Annotated in this window: 13 protein-coding genes and 4 pseudogenes; 13 read left to right on the top strand and 4 right to left on the bottom strand. The window is 72.7% G+C overall.

Annotated features, from left to right (window positions below):
- Positions 1 to 199, top strand: a pseudogene (locus K4G64_RS31910) (coproporphyrinogen III oxidase); the annotation flags it as partial.
- A gap of 148 nt (positions 200 to 347) precedes the next feature.
- Here K4G64_RS31910 and K4G64_RS31905 read toward each other — a convergent pair.
- Positions 348 to 1,148, bottom strand: coding sequence for a DUF3097 domain-containing protein (locus tag K4G64_RS31905; RefSeq protein ID WP_221759417.1), 801 nt, complete (start codon positions 1,146 to 1,148; stop codon positions 348 to 350).
- Between the two features lie 31 nt (positions 1,149 to 1,179).
- Positions 1,180 to 1,911: an MBL fold metallo-hydrolase gene (locus tag K4G64_RS31900; RefSeq protein ID WP_221759416.1), complete on the bottom strand. Its 732-nt coding sequence runs from the start codon at positions 1,909 to 1,911 to the stop codon at positions 1,180 to 1,182.
- A gap of 171 nt (positions 1,912 to 2,082) precedes the next feature.
- Between K4G64_RS31900 and hrcA the strand changes: the two genes are divergently transcribed.
- The 10 genes and pseudogenes from hrcA (at position 2,083) to K4G64_RS31850 (ending at position 12,493) form a co-directional block, all read left to right on the top strand.
- Positions 2,083 to 3,099: a heat-inducible transcriptional repressor HrcA gene (hrcA, locus tag K4G64_RS31895; protein ID WP_221759415.1), complete on the top strand. Its 1,017-nt coding sequence runs from the start codon at positions 2,083 to 2,085 to the stop codon at positions 3,097 to 3,099.
- The gene (dnaJ, locus tag K4G64_RS31890) at positions 3,099 to 4,235 is read left to right on the top strand and encodes a molecular chaperone DnaJ (protein ID WP_221759414.1); all 1,137 of its coding nucleotides are present in this window, start codon (positions 3,099 to 3,101) and stop codon (positions 4,233 to 4,235) included. The genes hrcA and dnaJ overlap by 1 nt, the downstream gene beginning before the upstream one ends.
- Positions 4,236 to 4,357: 122 nt before the next feature.
- The gene (locus tag K4G64_RS31885) at positions 4,358 to 5,431 is read left to right on the top strand and encodes a nitronate monooxygenase (RefSeq protein ID WP_221759413.1); all 1,074 of its coding nucleotides are present in this window, start codon (positions 4,358 to 4,360) and stop codon (positions 5,429 to 5,431) included.
- Positions 5,428 to 6,168: a 16S rRNA (uracil(1498)-N(3))-methyltransferase gene (locus tag K4G64_RS31880; RefSeq protein WP_221759412.1), complete on the top strand. Its 741-nt coding sequence runs from the start codon at positions 5,428 to 5,430 to the stop codon at positions 6,166 to 6,168. Before K4G64_RS31885 ends, K4G64_RS31880 begins: the two co-directional genes overlap by 4 nt.
- 2 nt (positions 6,169 to 6,170) lie before the next feature.
- A pseudogene (locus K4G64_RS31875) lies at positions 6,171 to 6,284 on the top strand (VOC family protein); the annotation flags it as partial.
- A gap of 49 nt (positions 6,285 to 6,333) precedes the next feature.
- A complete protein-coding gene (locus tag K4G64_RS31870; RefSeq protein WP_221759411.1) occupies positions 6,334 to 6,879 on the top strand; it encodes a hypothetical protein in 546 nt (181 codons plus the stop codon).
- Positions 6,880 to 6,969: 90 nt separating this feature from the next.
- Positions 6,970 to 10,116 (top strand): S41 family peptidase, encoded by a 3,147-nt coding sequence (locus K4G64_RS31865; protein ID WP_260461257.1) that lies wholly within the window; start codon positions 6,970 to 6,972, stop codon positions 10,114 to 10,116.
- A gap of 98 nt (positions 10,117 to 10,214) precedes the next feature.
- Positions 10,215 to 10,568, top strand: coding sequence for a histidine triad nucleotide-binding protein (locus K4G64_RS31860; RefSeq protein WP_221759409.1), 354 nt, complete (start codon positions 10,215 to 10,217; stop codon positions 10,566 to 10,568).
- A gap of 6 nt (positions 10,569 to 10,574) precedes the next feature.
- On the top strand, positions 10,575 to 11,480 hold the full coding sequence (locus K4G64_RS31855) for a ribonuclease Z (protein WP_221759408.1): 906 nt from the start codon (positions 10,575 to 10,577) through the stop codon (positions 11,478 to 11,480).
- Positions 11,481 to 11,500: 20 nt separating this feature from the next.
- Positions 11,501 to 12,493, top strand: a complete 993-nt coding sequence (locus tag K4G64_RS31850) for an adenosine deaminase (RefSeq protein WP_221759407.1) — start codon at positions 11,501 to 11,503, stop codon at positions 12,491 to 12,493.
- A gap of 29 nt (positions 12,494 to 12,522) precedes the next feature.
- On the opposite strand, the gene K4G64_RS31845 is transcribed toward K4G64_RS31850, so the two are convergent.
- Positions 12,523 to 13,839, bottom strand: coding sequence for an MFS transporter (locus K4G64_RS31845; protein WP_221759406.1), 1,317 nt, complete (start codon positions 13,837 to 13,839; stop codon positions 12,523 to 12,525).
- Positions 13,840 to 14,115: 276 nt separating this feature from the next.
- Positions 14,116 to 14,432, bottom strand: a pseudogene (locus tag K4G64_RS31840) (IclR family transcriptional regulator); the annotation flags it as partial.
- Between the two features lie 102 nt (positions 14,433 to 14,534).
- Here K4G64_RS31840 and K4G64_RS31835 point away from each other — a divergent pair.
- Together K4G64_RS31835 and K4G64_RS31830 are read left to right on the top strand one after the other, a co-directional pair.
- Complete coding sequence (locus tag K4G64_RS31835; RefSeq protein ID WP_221759405.1) at positions 14,535 to 15,836, top strand: glucarate dehydratase family protein; 1,302 nt, start codon at positions 14,535 to 14,537, stop codon at positions 15,834 to 15,836.
- Between the two features lie 129 nt (positions 15,837 to 15,965).
- Positions 15,966 to 16,469 (top strand): annotated as a pseudogene (locus K4G64_RS31830) (carbohydrate kinase family protein); the annotation flags it as partial.
- Positions 16,470 to 16,614 lie beyond the last annotated feature (145 nt).

Below are 16,614 nucleotides of genomic sequence, written 5' to 3'. Positions count from 1 at the left end.
GGTTGAGCGGATTCTGCTGGAGTTGCGGCTGCGGGAGGGGGTGCCGTTGTCGCTGCTCAGGGCGGACGGGCTGGCTGCCTCGCGGGGGGCGCTGGCGGATGGGCTCCTGGAGAAGGGCCCGTACGACGAAGGGCGGGCTGTGCTCACACTGCGGGGGAGGCTGCTGGCGGACGGGGTTGTTCGGGACCTCGTGGACTGAAGTGCTCGGCGTTCGTGCTGGCGGCGGGGGGTTTCGCAGCCCGGCGTGGCGGGGTGCCGCTGCGCCCACCCGTGCCGCCCTTGGCGGCACGCATGCCCGCAGCTAAGCGGCACGCATGCCCGCAGCTAAGCGGCACGCATGCCCGCAGCTACGCCGTGACGAAGTCGATCAGTTCTTCCACTCTGCCCAGCAGTTCCGGCTCCAGGTCCTTGTACGAGTGGACGCCCGACAGGATCCGTTGCCAGGCCGCCCCCGTGTTCTCCGGCCAGCCCAGTGCCCTGCACACGCCCGTCTTCCAGTCCTGGCCTCGGGGGATCCGCGGCCATGCCCCGATGCCCAGGGACGACGGTTTCACCGCCTCCCAGATGTCGATGTACGGGTGGCCGACGACCAGGGCGTGTTCGCTCGTCACCGACTGGGCGATGCGCCACTCCTTCGAGCCCGGCACCAGGTGGTCCACCAGGACGCCCAGCCGTGCGTCCGGGCCGGGGGCGAACTCGGAGACGATCGACGGCAGGTCGTCGACGCCCTCCAGATACTCCACGACCACGCCCTCGATGCGCAGGTCGTCGCCCCACACCTTCTCGACCAGCTCGGCGTCGTGCCGGCCCTCGACGTAGATGCGGCCGGCGCGGGCGACCCGTGCGCGTGCACCAGGCACGGCCACCGAACCGGAGGCGGTGCGGGTGGGACGCGCGGGTCCGCCCGGCGCGGGGCGGACGAGGGTCACCACCCTGCCCTCCAGCAGGAAGCCGCGCGGCTCCATCGGGAACACCCGGTGCTTGCCGAAGCGGTCCTCAAGGGTCACCGTGCCCGCCTCGCAGCGGATCACCGCCCCGCAGAAGCCGGTCCCCGGCTCCTCCACCACCAGGCCCGGCTCCGCCGCGACCTCGGGCACCGGCTGGGGCTTCTTCCACGGCGGGGTCAGATCGGCGGAGTACTGGCGCATTCGGATGACGATAGGAGAAGGCGAACGGCGATCACCGCGACACGCCGAAACGCGCCGCCAGCGCGTCCCGTTGCGCCCGCACGAACGCCGCGTCCACCACCGCTCCGTGACCGGGCACGTACACCGCGTCCTCGCCGCCCAGGTCGAGCAACCGGTCCAGGGCGGCCGGCCAGTGCGACGGCACCGCGTCGGGGCCCGCCTGCGGCTCGCCGGACTCCTCGACCAGGTCGCCGCAGAACACCACCTCCGGATCGCCCGGCACCAGCACCGCCAGGTCGTGCGCGGTGTGCCCCGGACCGACGTTCGCCAGCAGCACCTGGCACCCGCCGCCCAGGTCGAGGGTCCACTCGCCGGACACCAGGTGCCCGGGCGGGACCAGCCGCTGCGCCGCCTCCTCGGCCGTGGGCGCCGCCAGCCCGCCCCGCACCGCGTCCGCGCGCAGCTCCTCCCGGTCCCGCACCCGTGACAGCACCGCGTCCATGCCCACCGCGCCGAACACCTCCGCGTCCGGGAAGGCCGCCGCCCCGAAGACGTGGTCGAAGTGCGGATGGGTCAGCGCGAGATGTGTCACACCGTGCCCCGCCAGCGACCGCGCCTGCGCACGCAACTTCTCGCCCTCGGCGAGGCTCGACCCCGCGTCGATCAAGAGGGCGGCGCCCTCCCCGGCGACCAGCCCCGCCGTGCAGTCCCACACCGGCAGCCGGCACCGCCCCACCCCGGCGGCCAGACGCTCCCATCCGAGGTCTTCCCAAGTCACCGTCATACGGCGACGCTAGCGGTGCACCCCGCTCGGGGCACGGCGCCGCACGACCAGCCTTGCCGGGGGTGTACCCCACCGCCGTACACTGGGCCGGGGAATGCTGGCACTCGCACGCGCAGAGTGCCAGGCTCGACAGGCAGGACAACGGGCGGACGACTTCTGGAGGTGTGCGCGATGCTCAGTGAACGCAGGCTTCAGGTGCTGCGCGCCATCGTCCAGGACTACGTCGGCACCGAGGAGCCGGTCGGCTCCAAGGCCCTCACCGAGCGGCACAGCCTCGGCGTCTCCCCGGCCACCGTCCGCAATGACATGGCGGCCCTGGAGGACGAGGGGTACATCGCCCAGCCGCACACCAGTGCCGGGCGCATCCCCACCGACAAGGGCTACCGGCTGTTCGTCGACAAGCTCGCCGGCGTCAAGCCGATGACCGCGCCAGAGCGGCGCGCGATCCAGAACTTCCTCGACGGCGCCGTCGACCTCGACGACGTCGTTGCGCGTACGGTGCGGCTGCTCGCGCAGATCACGCGTCAGGTCGCCGTCGTGCAGTACCCCTCGCTGACCCGTTCGACGGTGCGGCACGTGGAGCTGCTCTCCCTCGCGCCCGCGCGCGTGATGCTCGTGCTGATCACGGACACCGGGAGGGTCGAGCAGCGGGTGGTCGACTGCCCGGCGCCCTTCGGCGACGCCTCGCTCGCGGATCTGCGCGCCCGGCTCAACAGCCGTGTGGCGAACCGCCGTTTTACGGATGTGCCGAGTCTGGTGGAGGATCTCCCGGAGGCGTTCGAGCACGAGGACCGGGGTACGGTCTCTACGGTGCTCTCCACACTTCTGGAGACGCTCGTCGAGGAGAACGAGGAGCGGCTGATGATCGGCGGCACCGCCAATCTGACCCGCTTCGGGCATGACTTCCCTCTCACGATCCGGCCGGTGCTGGAGGCGCTGGAGGAGCAGGTCGTGCTCCTCAAGCTGCTCGGCGAGGCGCAGGATCCGGGCGTGACCGTACGGATCGGTCACGAGAACGCCCACGTAGGACTCAACTCCACGTCCGTCGTGTCGGTCGGCTACGGTTCGGGCGGCGAGGCAGTCGCCAAGCTCGGCGTGGTCGGACCGACCCGCATGGACTACCCGGGAACGATGGGAGCGGTACGCGCAGTGGCACGGTACGTCGGACAGATCCTGGCGGAGTCGTAGTGGCCACGGACTACTACGCCGTACTCGGCGTGCGCCGCGACGCGTCGCAGGAAGAGATCAAGAAGGCCTTCCGGCGGCTCGCGCGCGAGCTGCACCCGGACGTCAACCCGGATCCGAAGACCCAGGAGCGGTTCAAGGAGATCAACGCCGCTTACGAGGTGCTGTCGGACCCGCAGAAGAAGCAGGTCTACGACCTCGGCGGCGACCCGCTGTCGCAGGCCGGTGGCGGCGGCGCGGGCGGCTTCGGAGCCGGCGGTTTCGGGAACTTCTCGGACATCATGGACGCGTTCTTCGGCACGGCGTCGCAGCGTGGACCGCGCTCGCGCACCCGCCGCGGCCAGGACGCGATGATCCGCATCGAGGTCGAGCTCGGCGAGGCCGCCTTCGGCACGACGAAGGACATCCAGGTCGACACGGCCGTCGTCTGCAACACCTGCAACGGCGAGGGCGCGGCCCCGGGCACCTCCGCCCAGACGTGTGACATGTGCCGCGGCCGCGGTGAGGTCTCGCAGGTCACCCGGTCCTTCCTGGGCCAGGTCATGACCTCCCGCCCCTGCCCGCAGTGCCAGGGCTTCGGCACGGTCGTCCCGACGCCGTGCCCGGAGTGCGCGGGCGACGGCCGCGTGCGGTCCCGCCGCACGCTCACGGTCAAGATCCCGGCCGGTGTCGACAACGGCACGCGGATCCAGCTCGCCGGCGAGGGCGAGGTCGGCCCCGGCGGCGGTCCGGCCGGTGACCTCTACGTCGAGATCCACGAGCTGCCGCACAGCACGTTCCAGCGGCGCGGCGACGACCTGCACTGCACGGTGACGATCCCCATGACGGCGGCGGCCCTCGGCACGAAGGTGCCGCTGGAGACGCTCGACGGCATGGAGGAGGTCGACATCCGCCCGGGCACCCAGTCCGGCCAGTCGATCCCGCTGCACGGCCGGGGCGTCACGCACCTGCGCGGCGGCGGTCGCGGCGACCTCATCGTCCACGTCGAGGTCCAGACCCCGACCAAGCTCGACCCCGAGCAGGAGCGCCTGCTGCGCGAGCTCTCCAAACTCCGCGGCGAGGAACGCCCCACGGGTCAGTTCCAACCCGGGCAGCAAGGGTTGTTCTCGCGGTTGAAGGACGCGTTCAACGGTCGCTGACGGGTGCCTGTAACGGGTGATACGGGGCGCCTCCCGGGTGACGGGAGGTGCCTGTTCCTCTGGTCTATGCCAGTCGGCAGGCCGGTTTCGGAGTTGTTCGGAGGACGTGACAACATGCCGTCATGTCCTCCGCACTGACCGATCTCTTCCCCCACCCGATCGTGCAGGCCCCCATGGCGGGCGGCGTCTCCGTGCCGCAGCTCGCCGCGGCCGTGTGCGAAGCGGGCGGGCTCGGGTTCCTCGCCGCCGGGTACAAGACCGCCGACGGGATGTACCAGGAGATCAAGCAGATCCGGAGCCTCACCAACAGGCCCTTCGGCGTCAACGTCTTCATGCCGCAGCCGGAGTACGCTGACCCGGCCGCCGTCGACGTCTACGCCCACCAGCTGGCCGGCGAGGCCACCTGGTACGAGGCCGAGCTCGGCGATCCGGACAGCGGACGCGACGACGGCTTCGAGGCCAAGCTCGTGGTGCTGCGCGACAACCCCGTGCCGGTGGTGTCGTTCCACTTCGGCGTCCCGAGCCGCGAGGTCGTCGACGCCCTGCACCGCGTCGGCACCTTCGTCCTGGCCGCCGCGACCACCCCCGACGAGGCCCGGGCCGTCGAACGGGCGGGTGCGGACGGGGTCATCGCCCAGGGCGTCGAGGCCGGCGGCCACCAGGGCACCCACCGGGACATCCCGGAGCTGGACGGTTCCGGCATCGGGCTGCTGTCGCTGGTCGCCCAGATCCGGGAAACCGTGAGCATCCCGATCGTCGCCGCCGGCGGCATCATGCGCGGTGGCCAGATCGCCGGGGTCCTCGCGGCCGGGGCGAGCGCGGCCCAGCTGGGTACCGCCTTCCTCGCCACGCACGAGTCGGGCGCGAACGCCCTGCACAAGCAGGCGCTGACCAACCCGCTGTTCGTCCGTACCGAGCTGACCCGGGCGTTCTCCGGGCGGCCCGCGCGCGGCCTCGTCAACCGGTTCCTGCGCGAGCACGGCCCGTACGCGCCCGCCGCCTACCCCGAGATCCACCACCTCACCTCGCCGCTGCGCAAGGCCGCCGCCAAGGCCGGTGACGCGCAGGGCATGGCGCTGTGGGCCGGGCAGGGGCACCGGATGGCGCGGGAACTGCCCGCCGGGCAACTGGTCGAGATCCTGGCCGGGGAACTGGCCGCCGCCCGGGCCTCGTTGACGGGCGGGGGCGCGCTGTGACCGCGCCGGTGTTCGTGGTCGAGCACTTCGACGCGGGCGGCGGCGGCCGGTACGTCCTCGACGGGCCGGAGGGGCGGCACGCCGTCTCCGTGAAGCGGCTGCGCGCCGGTGAGGACGTCGTCCTGACGGACGGGGCGGGCCGCTGGGCGGACTGCGTCGTGCTCGGCACGGAGGGCAAGGACCGGCTGATCGTCCAGCTGGACTCGTGGTCCGAGGAGCCCGCCGAGCAGCCCCGGGTCACCGTCGTCCAGGCCCTGCCCAAGGGCGACCGCGGCGAGCTCGCCGTCGAGACGATGACCGAGGTCGGTGTCGACGCGATCGTGCCGTGGGCGGCGGCGCGCTGCATCACGCAGTGGAAGGGCGACCGCGGGGCCAAGGCGCTGGGCAAGTGGCGGGCCACGGCCCGGGAGGCCGGCAAGCAGTCCCGCCGGGTGCGCTTCCCGGAGGTCGCTCAGGCGGCGACGACCAAGCAGGTCGCCGCCCTGCTGGCCGGGGCGGACTTCGCCGCCGTGCTGCACGAGAGCGGGGAAGCGCCGCTGGCGACAGCCGAGTTGCCGGCCACCGGTGACATCGTGCTGGTCGTGGGGCCCGAGGGGGGCGTCGCGCCGGAGGAGCTGGCGCTGTTCGAGGAGGCGGGGGCGCGGGCGTATCGCCTCGGACGCAGTGTGCTGCGCACGTCGACTGCCGGCACGGCCGCCGCGGCCGTGCTCCTGGCACGCACCGGGCGCTGGTCCTGACTGCCACGGTGGTGCACGGCCCCGTGGCCATGACGGACCGTACGCGGGTGGCGCATCTCAAGGACCCCGAGGGCAACTTGGTGGAGCTTCAGGAGGGGCTGCCGCTGCGCGGCTGACGCCTTTGCGCCCTACCGCACGGCCCGCGTCAGTGGCAGGCTCGCCTCCATGGGGGTTTCGACGAGGTATCGACTGGGGCCGCGCGGCCGGCGTGTGGCGGTCGCGGCGGCGTTCGCCGTGCTGGCGGTGGGCGGCGCCGTCGCCTGCGAGCCCGGCGGCATCAGCTCCGCGTCCGTCGCGTACACCACCGACGAGACCGTGACCAAGGAGCTCAACCGGCAGAAAGCGGACGTGCGTTGGCTCACCTGCACCGCCTCCTACGGGGACAACGGCGGGAAGTCGTCACCCTCGGCGCGTGAGCGGACCGTCGCGACCGTCGACTGCGAGGGCGAGACGAAGGACGGCAAGGACATCACCGTCGACGGCAAGGTCACCCACGCGGTGGACGGCGCCTGTGTGCGCGGGAACATCACCGCCAAGGTGGACGGCAAGGTGTGGTTCCAGGTCGACGGCCTCGGCGACTGCGACTCCACCACCCCGCCACCCGTCGGCGGGCCCGGCGGCGGGGGGCCCGGGCCGACCGTCACCGTGACCGTCACCCAGACCGTCTGGTGCGACCGGTACCCGGACTGCCGCCCCGTCGAGGGCAAGTGATCCGAACCCTGTCCGTGCGGCGTGGTCCCTGCATAGGGTGATCAGGTGACATCGTCTGCATACCTCCGGTTCCCCCATGTGCACGGCGACCTGGTCGCCTTCACCGCCGAGGACGACGTGTGGCTCGCTCCACTCGACGGCGGCCGGGCCTGGCGGGTCAGCGCCGACAACATGCCGGTGACCCAGCCCCGCATCTCGCCCGACGGCACCACCGTCGCCTGGACCTCCACCCGCGAGGGCGCCCCCGAGGTGTTCATCGCCCCGGTCGACGGCGGCCCGGCCAAGCGGCTGACGTACTGGGGGAGCCTCAAGACACAGGTGCGCGGCTGGACCCCGGACGGCGAGGTGCTGGCGATCAGCACCCAGGGGCAGGCGAGTCTGCGCCGCACCTGGGCGCGCGCCGTCCCGCTGGACGGCGGCCCGGCGACCACCCTGCCGTACGGGCCCGTCGGCGACGTCGCCCACGGCCCGCACACGGTGCTGCTGTCCGCGCCGATGGGGCGTGAGGCGGCCTGGTGGAAGCGCTACCGCGGCGGTACGGCGGGCAAGCTGTGGATCGACCGCGAGGACGACGGGGAGTTCACGCGGCTGCACGAGGACCTCGACGGCAACATCGAATACCCGCTGTGGGTGGGCGACCGGATCGGCTTCCTCTCCGACCACGAGGGCACCGGAGCGCTCTACTCCTCCCTCGCCGACGGCTCCGACCTGCGCCGGCACACCCCACTCGACGGCTTCTACGCCCGGCACGCCGCGACCGACGGCACCCGGGTCGTCTACTCCAGCGCCGGTGAACTGTGGGTGCTGGACGACCTGGAGGGGGCCGAGCCGCGGCGGCTGGACGTACGGCTGGGCGGACAGCGCGTCGACCTGCAGCCCTTCCCGGTGAACGCCTCCCGCTGGTTCGGTTCGGCGTCCCCCGACCACACGGCGCGCGGCAGCGCGGTCGCCGTCCGCGGCTCCGTGCACTGGGTCACCCACCGCGCCGGACCGGCCCGCGCACTGGCCGCGACACCCGGGGTGCGGGCCCGCCTGCCGCGCACCTTCCGCGCGGACGGCGAGCAGTGGGTGGTGTGGGTGACGGACGCCGAGGGCGACGACGCCCTGGAGTTCGCGCCCGCCACCGGAGTCGCCCCGGGGGCGACCCCCCGCCGGCTCGCCGCAGGGCAGCTCGGCCGGGTGCTGGACCTCGCCATGGCGCCCGACGGCAGCCGGGCCGCCGTGTCCTGCCACGACGGGCGCCTGCTGCTCGTGGAGCGGGAGACGGGCGAGGTGCGCGAGGTCGACCGCAGCGAGGACGGCGATGTGTCGGGCCTCGTCTTCTCGCCCGACTCGTCCTGGCTGGCCTGGTCCCACCCCGGCCCCCGGCCCCTGTGCCAGCTGAAGCTCGCCAACACCACCGACCTGTCGGTCACCGAGGCCACCCCGCTGCGCTTCCAGGACTACGCGCCAGCGTTCACGATGGACGGCAAGCACCTCGCGTTCCTGTCGACCCGCTCCTTCGACCCGGTCTACGACGAGCACGTCTTCGACCTGGCCTTCGTCGTCGGCGCCCGACCGCATCTGATCACCCTCGCGGCCACCACACCCTCCCCGTTCGGGCCCCAGCGGCACGGCAGGTCCTTCGAGACGCCCGACCGCGAGGAGACCCCCGACAGCGAGGGCACCCCCACCACCCGCATCGACCTCGAGGGCCTCGCCGACCGCATCGTGCCCTTCCCGGTCGAGGCCGCCCGCTACACCAACCTGCGCGCCGCCAAGGACGGCGTCCTGTGGCTGCGCCACCCCGTCAACGGTGTGCTCGGCGCGTCCCGGGCCACCCCGGACGACCCCGAGCCCAAGTCCGAGCTGGAGCGCTACGACCTCGCCCAGCAGCGCGTCGAGCATCTCGCCGTCGACGCCGACCACTTCGCGGTCAGCGGCGACGGCAAGCGGGTGCTGCTGTGGACCGACGGGCGGCTGAAGGTCGTCCCCAGCGACCGGCGTGCCTCCAGCGACGACGACAGCGACTCCAACATCACCGTCGACCTGGGCCGCGTACGCCAGTTCGTCGACCCGGCGGCCGAGTGGCGCCAGATGTTCGACGAGAACGGCCGCATCATGCGGGACCACTTCTGGCGGCCCGACATGAGCGGCGTCGACTGGGACGGCGTCCTCGACCGCTACCGCCCGGTCCTGGACCGCTGCGCCACCCACGACGACCTCGTCGACCTGCTGTGGGAGGTACAGGGCGAACTCGGCACCTCGCACGCCTACGTCACCCCGCGCGGCGGCCACGGCGGCGGCCCCCGCCAGGGCCTGCTCGGCGCCGACATCTCCCGCCACGAGGACGGCAGTTGGCGCGTCGACCGCATCCTGCCCTCCGAGACCTCCGACCCGGACGCCCGCAGCCCGCTGGCCGCGCCGGGCGTCGCGGTACGCCCCGGGGACGCCGTCGTCGCGGTCGCGGGACAGCCGGTCGACCCGGTTCTCGGCCCCGGCCCGCTGCTGATCGGCACGGCCAACAAGCCGGTCGAGCTGACCATCTCCCCGTCCGGCGGCGGCGACCCGAGGCACGCCGTCGTCGTCCCGGTCGCCGACGAGGAACCCCTGCGCTACCACGCCTGGGTCGCCGACCGCCGCGCCTACGTCCACGAGAAGTCCGGCGGCCGCCTCGGCTACCTCCACGTCCCGGACATGCAGGCCCCCGGCTGGGCCCAGATCCACCGCGACCTGCGCGTCGAGGTCGCCCGCGAGGGCCTGGTCGTCGACGTCCGCGAGAACCGCGGCGGCCACACCTCCCAGCTGGTCGTCGAGAAGCTGGCCCGCCGCATCGTCGGCTGGGCCGTCCCGCGCGGCATGCGCCCCTACAGCTACCCCGAGGACGCCCCGCGCGGCCCCGTCGTAGCCGTCGCCAACGAGGTCTCCGGCTCCGACGGCGACATCGTCAACGCGGCGATCAAGGCCCTCGGCCTCGGCCCGGTCGTCGGCACCCGCACCTGGGGCGGCGTCATCGGCATCGACAGCCGCTACCGCCTGGTCGACGGCACCCTGGTCACCCAGCCCAAGTACGCCTTCTGGCTGGAGGGCTACGAATGGGGAGTGGAGAACCACGGCGTGGACCCGGACGTGGAGATCGTCCAACGCCCCCAGGACTACGCGGCGAACAGAGACACCCAACTGGACGAGGCCATCCGACTGGCACTGGAAAGCCTGGAGACAGCACCCGCCAAAACGCCTCCGGGCCTGCCCACCTAAGGGGCGCGGGGAACTGCGCGACCAGCCACAACGCACCCGCACAAGACGACGATACGATGCCCGAGTCGGACCACATTCGGCCAACCCCCGGAGGGAAAATGGCAGGGGAGCCCCAGGAAGACTGCCTGTTCTGCAAGATCGTCGCAGGCACCATCCCGGCGACCATCGTCCGCCAGACGGAGACGACCATCGCGTTCCGCGACATCAATCCCCAGGCCCCCACCCACGTCCTGGTCATCCCCAAGGCGCACTACAAGAACGCCGCCGCCCTCGCCGCCGCCGACCCGGCCCTCACCGCCGACGTGATCCGCGAGGCCCAGGCCGTGGCGGACGAGGAGAAGCTCGACAGCCACCGCCTCGTCTTCAACACCGGCAGCGGCGCCGGCCAGACGGTGTGGCACGTGCACGGTCACGTGCTCGGTGGCCGCGGCCTCGAATGGCCCCCGGGGTAGTCCGCCTTGTCCGTACGTGAACTCGTGGTCCTCGGCACCGCCAGCCAGGTCCCGACCCGGCACCGCAACCACAACGGCTACCTGCTGCGCTGGGACGGCGAGGGCATCCTGTTCGACCCCGGCGAGGGCACGCAGCGCCAGATGCTGCGCGCCGGGGTCGCCGCGCACGACCTGAACCGGATCTGCGTCACGCACTTCCACGGCGACCACTCCCTCGGCCTCGCCGGCGTGATCCAGCGCATCAACCTCGACCGGGTCCCGCACGAGATCACCGCCCACTACCCCCGCTCCGGGCAGCGCTTCTTCGACCGGCTCCGGTACGCCACCGCCTACCGCGAGACCGTCGGCATCACCGAGGCCCCGGTCGCCGCCGACGGGCCCCTGGCCCGCACGGACGGGTACACCCTCGAAGCCCGGAAGCTGTCGCACCCGGTGGAGTCGTACGGCTACCGGATCGTCGAGCCCGACGGCCGCCGCATGCTGCCCGAGCGGCTCGCGGCGCACGGCATCAAGGGCCCGGACGTGGGCCGGATCCAGCGCGAGGGAGCGCTCGGCGGGGTCTCGCTGGAGGACGTCAGCGAGACGCGGCGCGGGCAGCGGTTCGCGTTCGTCATGGACACCCGGCTCTGCGACGGCGTGTACGCGCTCGCCGAGGGCTGCGACATGCTCGTCATCGAGTCGACGTTCCTCGACGAGGACGAGGAACTCGCCGTCGAGCACGGTCACCTGACGGCCGGTCAGGCCGCGCGCGTGGCCCGGGACGGCGGCGTGCGGCACCTGGTGCTGACCCACTTCAGCCAGCGCTACACGGAGCCGGACGAGTTCGAGCGGCAGGCTCGGGCCGCCGGGTACGAGGGTGAGCTGACCGTGGCCCACGATCTACTGAGGGTGCCGGTTCCGAAGCGTCGGTGAAACGGCCGTACGATGAATTGATGTCCCTCCCCAAAGCCGAACTGCACCTTCACATCGAAGGCACCCTGGAACCGGAGCTCGCCTTCGAGCTCGCCGCGCGCAACGGCGTCACGCTGCCGTACGCCGACACGGACGAGCTGCGCGAGGCCTACCGGTTCGAGGACCTGCAGTCCTTCCTGAACCTGTACTACGAGCTCATGGCCGTCCTGCGCACCGAGCGGGACTTCGAGGACCTGGCGAACGCCTATCTCGCCCGGGCCGCCGCGCAGGGCGTGCGGCACGCGGAGATCTTCTTCGACCCGCAGGCCCACACCGGCCGCGGTCTGGAGATCGGCACGGTCGTCGAGGGGCTGTGGCGCGCGCTGGGGAGCAGCGAGGCCAACCACGGCGTCTCGACCCGGCTGATCCTGTGCTTCCTGCGCGACGAGTCCGCCGAGTCGGCCCTGGCCACGCTGGAGGCGGCCAAGCCCTACCTGGACCGGATCACCGGCGTCGGCCTCGACTCCGCCGAGGTCGGGCACCCGCCGGTGAAGTTCCGCGAGGTCTACGAGAAGGCCGCCGCGCTCGGTCTGCGGCGGGTCGCCCACGCCGGTGAGGAGGGCCCGCCGGAGTACATCACCGAGGCGCTGGACATCCTCGGCGTGGAGCGCGTCGACCACGGGCTGCGCTGTGTGGAGGACCCGGCGCTGGTGGAGCGGCTGGTGCGCGACCGGGTGCCGCTGACGCTGTGCCCGCTGTCCAACGTCCGGCTGCGCACCGTCGACGCCCTCGCCGACCACCCGCTGCCCGCCATGCTCGACGCGGGCCTCATGTGCACGGTCAACTCCGACGACCCGGCCTACTTCGGCGGCTACGCCGGCGACAACTTCGACGCCGTGCGCGCCACCCTCGGCCTCACCGAGGAGCGGCTGCGCGAGCTGGCCCGCAACTCCTTCCTCGCCTCCTTCCTGGAGGACGACGAAGAGCTGCGGGCGCGATATCTCGCCGAGGTGGACGCCTACACCTTCGGTTAGGGCCTGCCGTTTGTAGCCCCGGGCGGGTCTCAGTAGAGCTCCGACCCCGCCTTGTCGTAGGCACGCTGGGCGGGGACGGCCGCGGTCTCGACCGGGATCTCCACCACCGGCTGCTCCGGGGCGCCGATCTCGGGGATCGCGCCGGTGGGCGTGCCCGTGGCGGCGGCGACCAGGGCGGCCGGGTGGCCGCCCCGGCGGCGGATCGCGCCGGGCAGCAGCGGGCGTCCGCCGGTGTGCAGGGCGACGGCGGTCATCGGCAGGGCGATCACCAGCAGCCCGGCGCCGAGGACCGCGCCCATGACCGGGAAGCCGGCCTGCGCCGACAGTACGCTGCCGGTCAGCGGTCCGGCCGCCGTGCCCAGTGAGGACGCCGAGCCGACCAGCACCGCCCAGCGCCCGCGTGGGTCGAGCGAGGCGGCGAGCCCGATGAGATACGACAGCACCACCGGGTAGAGCGTGTTCCAGGCGATCTCGCCGGCCGCGAAGCTCCCCAGGTCGGTCGCGGAGGCGCTGAGCGCGATGCAGACGGCGATGAGGACGGTGCCGCCGCCGATGGGTATCGCGCGTCCGAGGCGGGCCCCGAGTGCGCCTGCCGCGAGCACTCCGGTCAGGCCGGCGCCGAGAGCGACGGCGAAGACGACACCGACGGTGGCCTCGCCGAGGTGCGCCTGCTCCAGGCCGATGCGTCCGCTCACGCCCCACAGGGAGTTCTGGGCGAGCGACCAGCACACCATGGCGGCGGCCAGCAGCAACCCCGAACGGGCGTGCGGCAGCCGGGCCTTGTCGTGCCGGGCGGTGGGCGTGGCGGGCACACCGGCGGGCAGGCGTCCGGTCAGCGGCCAGACCGCCAGGGCCGTGAGGGCGATCGCGGCCAGCGGCAGACCGTGCCCCGGGCCGAGGTGCGGCACCGTCAGATACACGGCGCCGGCGAGGGCGGAGACGGTGAGCAGTCCGGCCGTGGAGGCCCGGTGCGGATCCTTCTGACCCGCGATGAGGGTCGCGGCGACGGTGGTGGCCGTGCCGGAGCCGAACCCGCCGACGATCGCGCCGGCGACGACGGCGGGGACGGCGGTGCTCAGGGCGGCACCGCCGTAGCCGAGCATGGCCAGGGCGAGGCCGAGCCGGGCGAGGGTGCGGGCTCCGATCCGTTCGACCCGGGAGGCCAGGACGAATCCGGCGGCGGCCGAACTCAGCAGCAGGGCACTGCCGACGGCGCCGGCCTGCGTGGCGGAGAGCGGAAGGTCCGAGTCGAGCCTGCCGACGGTGGTGGGCAGCAGATACGGAGCGAGGTACCCGGCCGTGAAAAGGGCGACGAGGGGCCAGGGAGTGGTGCGGGGGGCGAACACGGGCGTTCCCAGGGCATGCGAAAGGAGCGGGGGAAAGGGGGGGTGGGCGACGACCGTCGACGGACAGGAACGCGCGAGCAATTTGTATCAAGCACGTAGTCGCACACGGGAGCCCGGGGCATGTGATCTGGAGCACGTTGCGTTTGGGGTGGTGAAGCCCGGGTAAACGAGCGCCTTTCGTCAGGCGTCGGCGGCGTTTTCGCTAAGGCCAGTGCACCGATCCGGACCCCGGCGGAACGGTCGCCTCGGCTTTGATCCGGATCTCCCGCATCACCGGGATTCCCGGCTCGTGTGCGAGTTCGGGGTCAGTGAATCGGAGGGGCCCTCGGGCAACTCGCCGTCCGGGCGCTCCGCCGGCAGGGCCTTGCCCAGGTGCCGGCGTGCGCGGGCAGGCGCCGTTCCACCCGGCTGATGGTGCGCAGGTACTCGTGCGACTCCCGCGTGGCCAGGTACGCCACGTCCCGGCCGTCCAGCCGGCCCATGTGGATGGTCTCGCCGAGCGCCTCGGACGCCTCGTCGAGGTACGGCCGCACCGCCCGGACCCGCGGGTCGGAATCGAGGTAGCTGGTGCCGGTGAGCAGGGCGTGGATGCCCCCTGCCTCTGACATGAGCCGATGGTAATCGGGCCGCCCGGGCGGTTGACGTTCGCATACTCAGCCCTCATTCTCATACATGGATGACGTCTATATGAGGAGATGGCTGGGCCTGTGAACCTCACCATCACCGACGTGACGCTCACGCCGATCCTGGTCGCGGACCCGCCGCTGCTGAACACCCAGGGCGTCCACCAGCCGTACACGCCCCGGCTGATCGTCGAGGTCGTCACCGCCGACGGGATCACCGGCGTGGGGGAGACCTACGGCGACGCCAAGTACCTGGAGTTGGCCCGGCCCTTCGCCGAGCGGCTGAAGGGACGCCAGGTCAGTGACCTGAACGGCCTGTTCACGGTCGTGGACCAGGTCGCGGTGGACGCCTCCCGCGTCGACACCGCCGTCGACGTCGGCGGGCTGCGCGGTGTCCAGACCGCCGACAAGCTGCGGCTGTCCGTCGTCTCCGGCTTCGAGGTCGCCTGCCTGGATGCCTTCGGCAAGGCGCTCGGACTGCCCGTGCACGCGCTGCTCGGCGGCAAGGTGCGCGACGCCGTCGAGTACAGCGCCTACCTCTTCTACAAGTGGGCCGGCCACCCCGAGGGCGTACCCGCCGAGACGGACGACTGGGGCGCCGCCGTCGATCCGGCGGGGGTCGTGGAGCAGGCCCGCCGGTTCACGGAGCGGTACGGCTTCACCTCCTTCAAGCTCAAGGGCGGCGTCTTCCCGCCCGACGAGGAGATCGCGGCGATCAAAGCCCTGGCCGAGGCGTTCCCCGGACATCCGCTGCGCCTGGACCCCAACGGCGCCTGGTCGGTGGAGACGTCGGTGAAGGTGGCCCAGGAGCTCGGCGAGGTCCTGGAGTACCTGGAGGACCCGGCGCTCGGCACGCCCGCCATGGCCGAGGTCGCCGAGCGCACCGGGGTGCCGCTCGCCACCAACATGTGCGTGACGACCTTCGCCGAGATCCGGGAGGCCTTCACCCGGGGCGCCGTCCAGGTCGTGCTCTCCGACCACCACTACTGGGGCGGACTGCGCAACACCCAGCAGCTCGCCGCCGTCTGCCTCACCTTCGGCGTCGGTGTGTCGATGCACTCCAACACCCACCTCGGCATCTCGCTCGCCGCGATGACCCACGTGGCGGCCACCGTGCCGAACCTCAACCACGCCTGCGACTCCCACTACCCCTGGCAGTCCGAGGACGTCCTCACCGAGCGGCTCACCTTCGAGGGCGGCAAGGTCGCCGTGTCCGACGCGCCCGGCCTCGGCGTGGAACTCGACCGCGAGCGCCTGGCCGTACTGCACCGGCGGTGGCTGGACGACGACGGCGCCCTGCGCGACCGTGACGACGCGGCGGCGATGCGGATCGCCGACCCGCAGTGGGTGACGCCCGCGATGCCCCGCTGGTGAGGCCCGCCGAGGGCGGGGCAGGGGGGCCGGCGCGAGCTGACGGGACGGGTGGGTCCGGCGTGATCGGCGTCACGTTGTCGGTGATGTGGTGCAGACTGGCCTGATCCGCACCACGTCAGGGAGCGCACAGTGACCGCGTCCACCGCCCCGGCCGGAAAGGGCCCGGCCGGAAAGGGATCACACCGCCAGAGCCAGGTCGATCCCCTCGCCCCGCTGCGCACGCCGGACGACCCGCCCTGGGACGTCTACCTCACCGGCACCGTCTTCCTGGACATCATCTTCACCGGCCTCGACTCCGCCCCGGTGCGCGGGACGGAGTCCTGGGCGCGCGGCATGGGGTCGAGCCCCGGCGGCGTCGCCAACATGGCCACCGCCCTGGCCCGCCTCGGCCTGCGCACGTCCCTCGCGGCCGCCTTCGGCGACGACCACTACGGCGACTACTGCTGGGACGCCCTGGAGCACGGCGAGGGCATCGACCTCTCCCCGTCGCGCACGGTGCCCGGCTGGCACTCCCCGGTGACCGTCTCCATGGCCTACGAGGGCGAACGCACCATGGTCTCGCACGGCCACGAGCCGCCCCCCGAGGAGCCCGCGCCCCCCTCCCCCCCACGCGCGCGTGCGGGGACGCCGGGCGCGGCCTCCTCGGGGGGCGGCTCGTCGCCGTGCGAGACCATGGTGCGTTCGCCACGGACGGCCACGGAGACGGGCACCGGGGAATGACAGCCGGGCACGCTCACCGGAGGGCAGAGGCCCCGGCGCTCGCCGTGCTCCAGGGCGT

The organism is Streptomyces sp. WAC04114 (genome assembly GCF_019733245.1).
Lineage (GTDB): Bacteria > Actinomycetota > Actinomycetes > Streptomycetales > Streptomycetaceae > Streptomyces > Streptomyces massasporeus_A.
The sequence above is the reverse complement of the archived record's forward strand: the minus strand, read 5'-3'. Positions and strand labels throughout refer to the sequence as shown.

Bases quoted from the DNA above. Each gene is read 5' to 3' on its own strand.
- K4G64_RS31905 (WP_221759417.1), bottom strand. From the start codon at position 1,148: ATGCGCCAGTACTCCGCCGATCTGACCCCGCCGTGGAAGAAGCCCCAG.
- K4G64_RS31900 (WP_221759416.1), bottom strand. From the start codon at position 1,911: ATGACGGTGACTTGGGAAGACCTCGGATGGGAGCGTCTGGCCGCCGGG.
- hrcA (WP_221759415.1), top strand. From the start codon at position 2,083: ATGCTCAGTGAACGCAGGCTTCAGGTGCTGCGCGCCATCGTCCAGGAC.
- K4G64_RS31885 (WP_221759413.1), top strand. From the start codon at position 4,358: ATGTCCTCCGCACTGACCGATCTCTTCCCCCACCCGATCGTGCAGGCC.
- K4G64_RS31870 (WP_221759411.1), top strand. From the start codon at position 6,334: ATGGGGGTTTCGACGAGGTATCGACTGGGGCCGCGCGGCCGGCGTGTG.
- K4G64_RS31860 (WP_221759409.1), top strand. From the start codon at position 10,215: ATGGCAGGGGAGCCCCAGGAAGACTGCCTGTTCTGCAAGATCGTCGCA.
- K4G64_RS31850 (WP_221759407.1), top strand. From the start codon at position 11,501: ATGTCCCTCCCCAAAGCCGAACTGCACCTTCACATCGAAGGCACCCTG.
- K4G64_RS31835 (WP_221759405.1), top strand. From the start codon at position 14,535: ATGGCTGGGCCTGTGAACCTCACCATCACCGACGTGACGCTCACGCCG.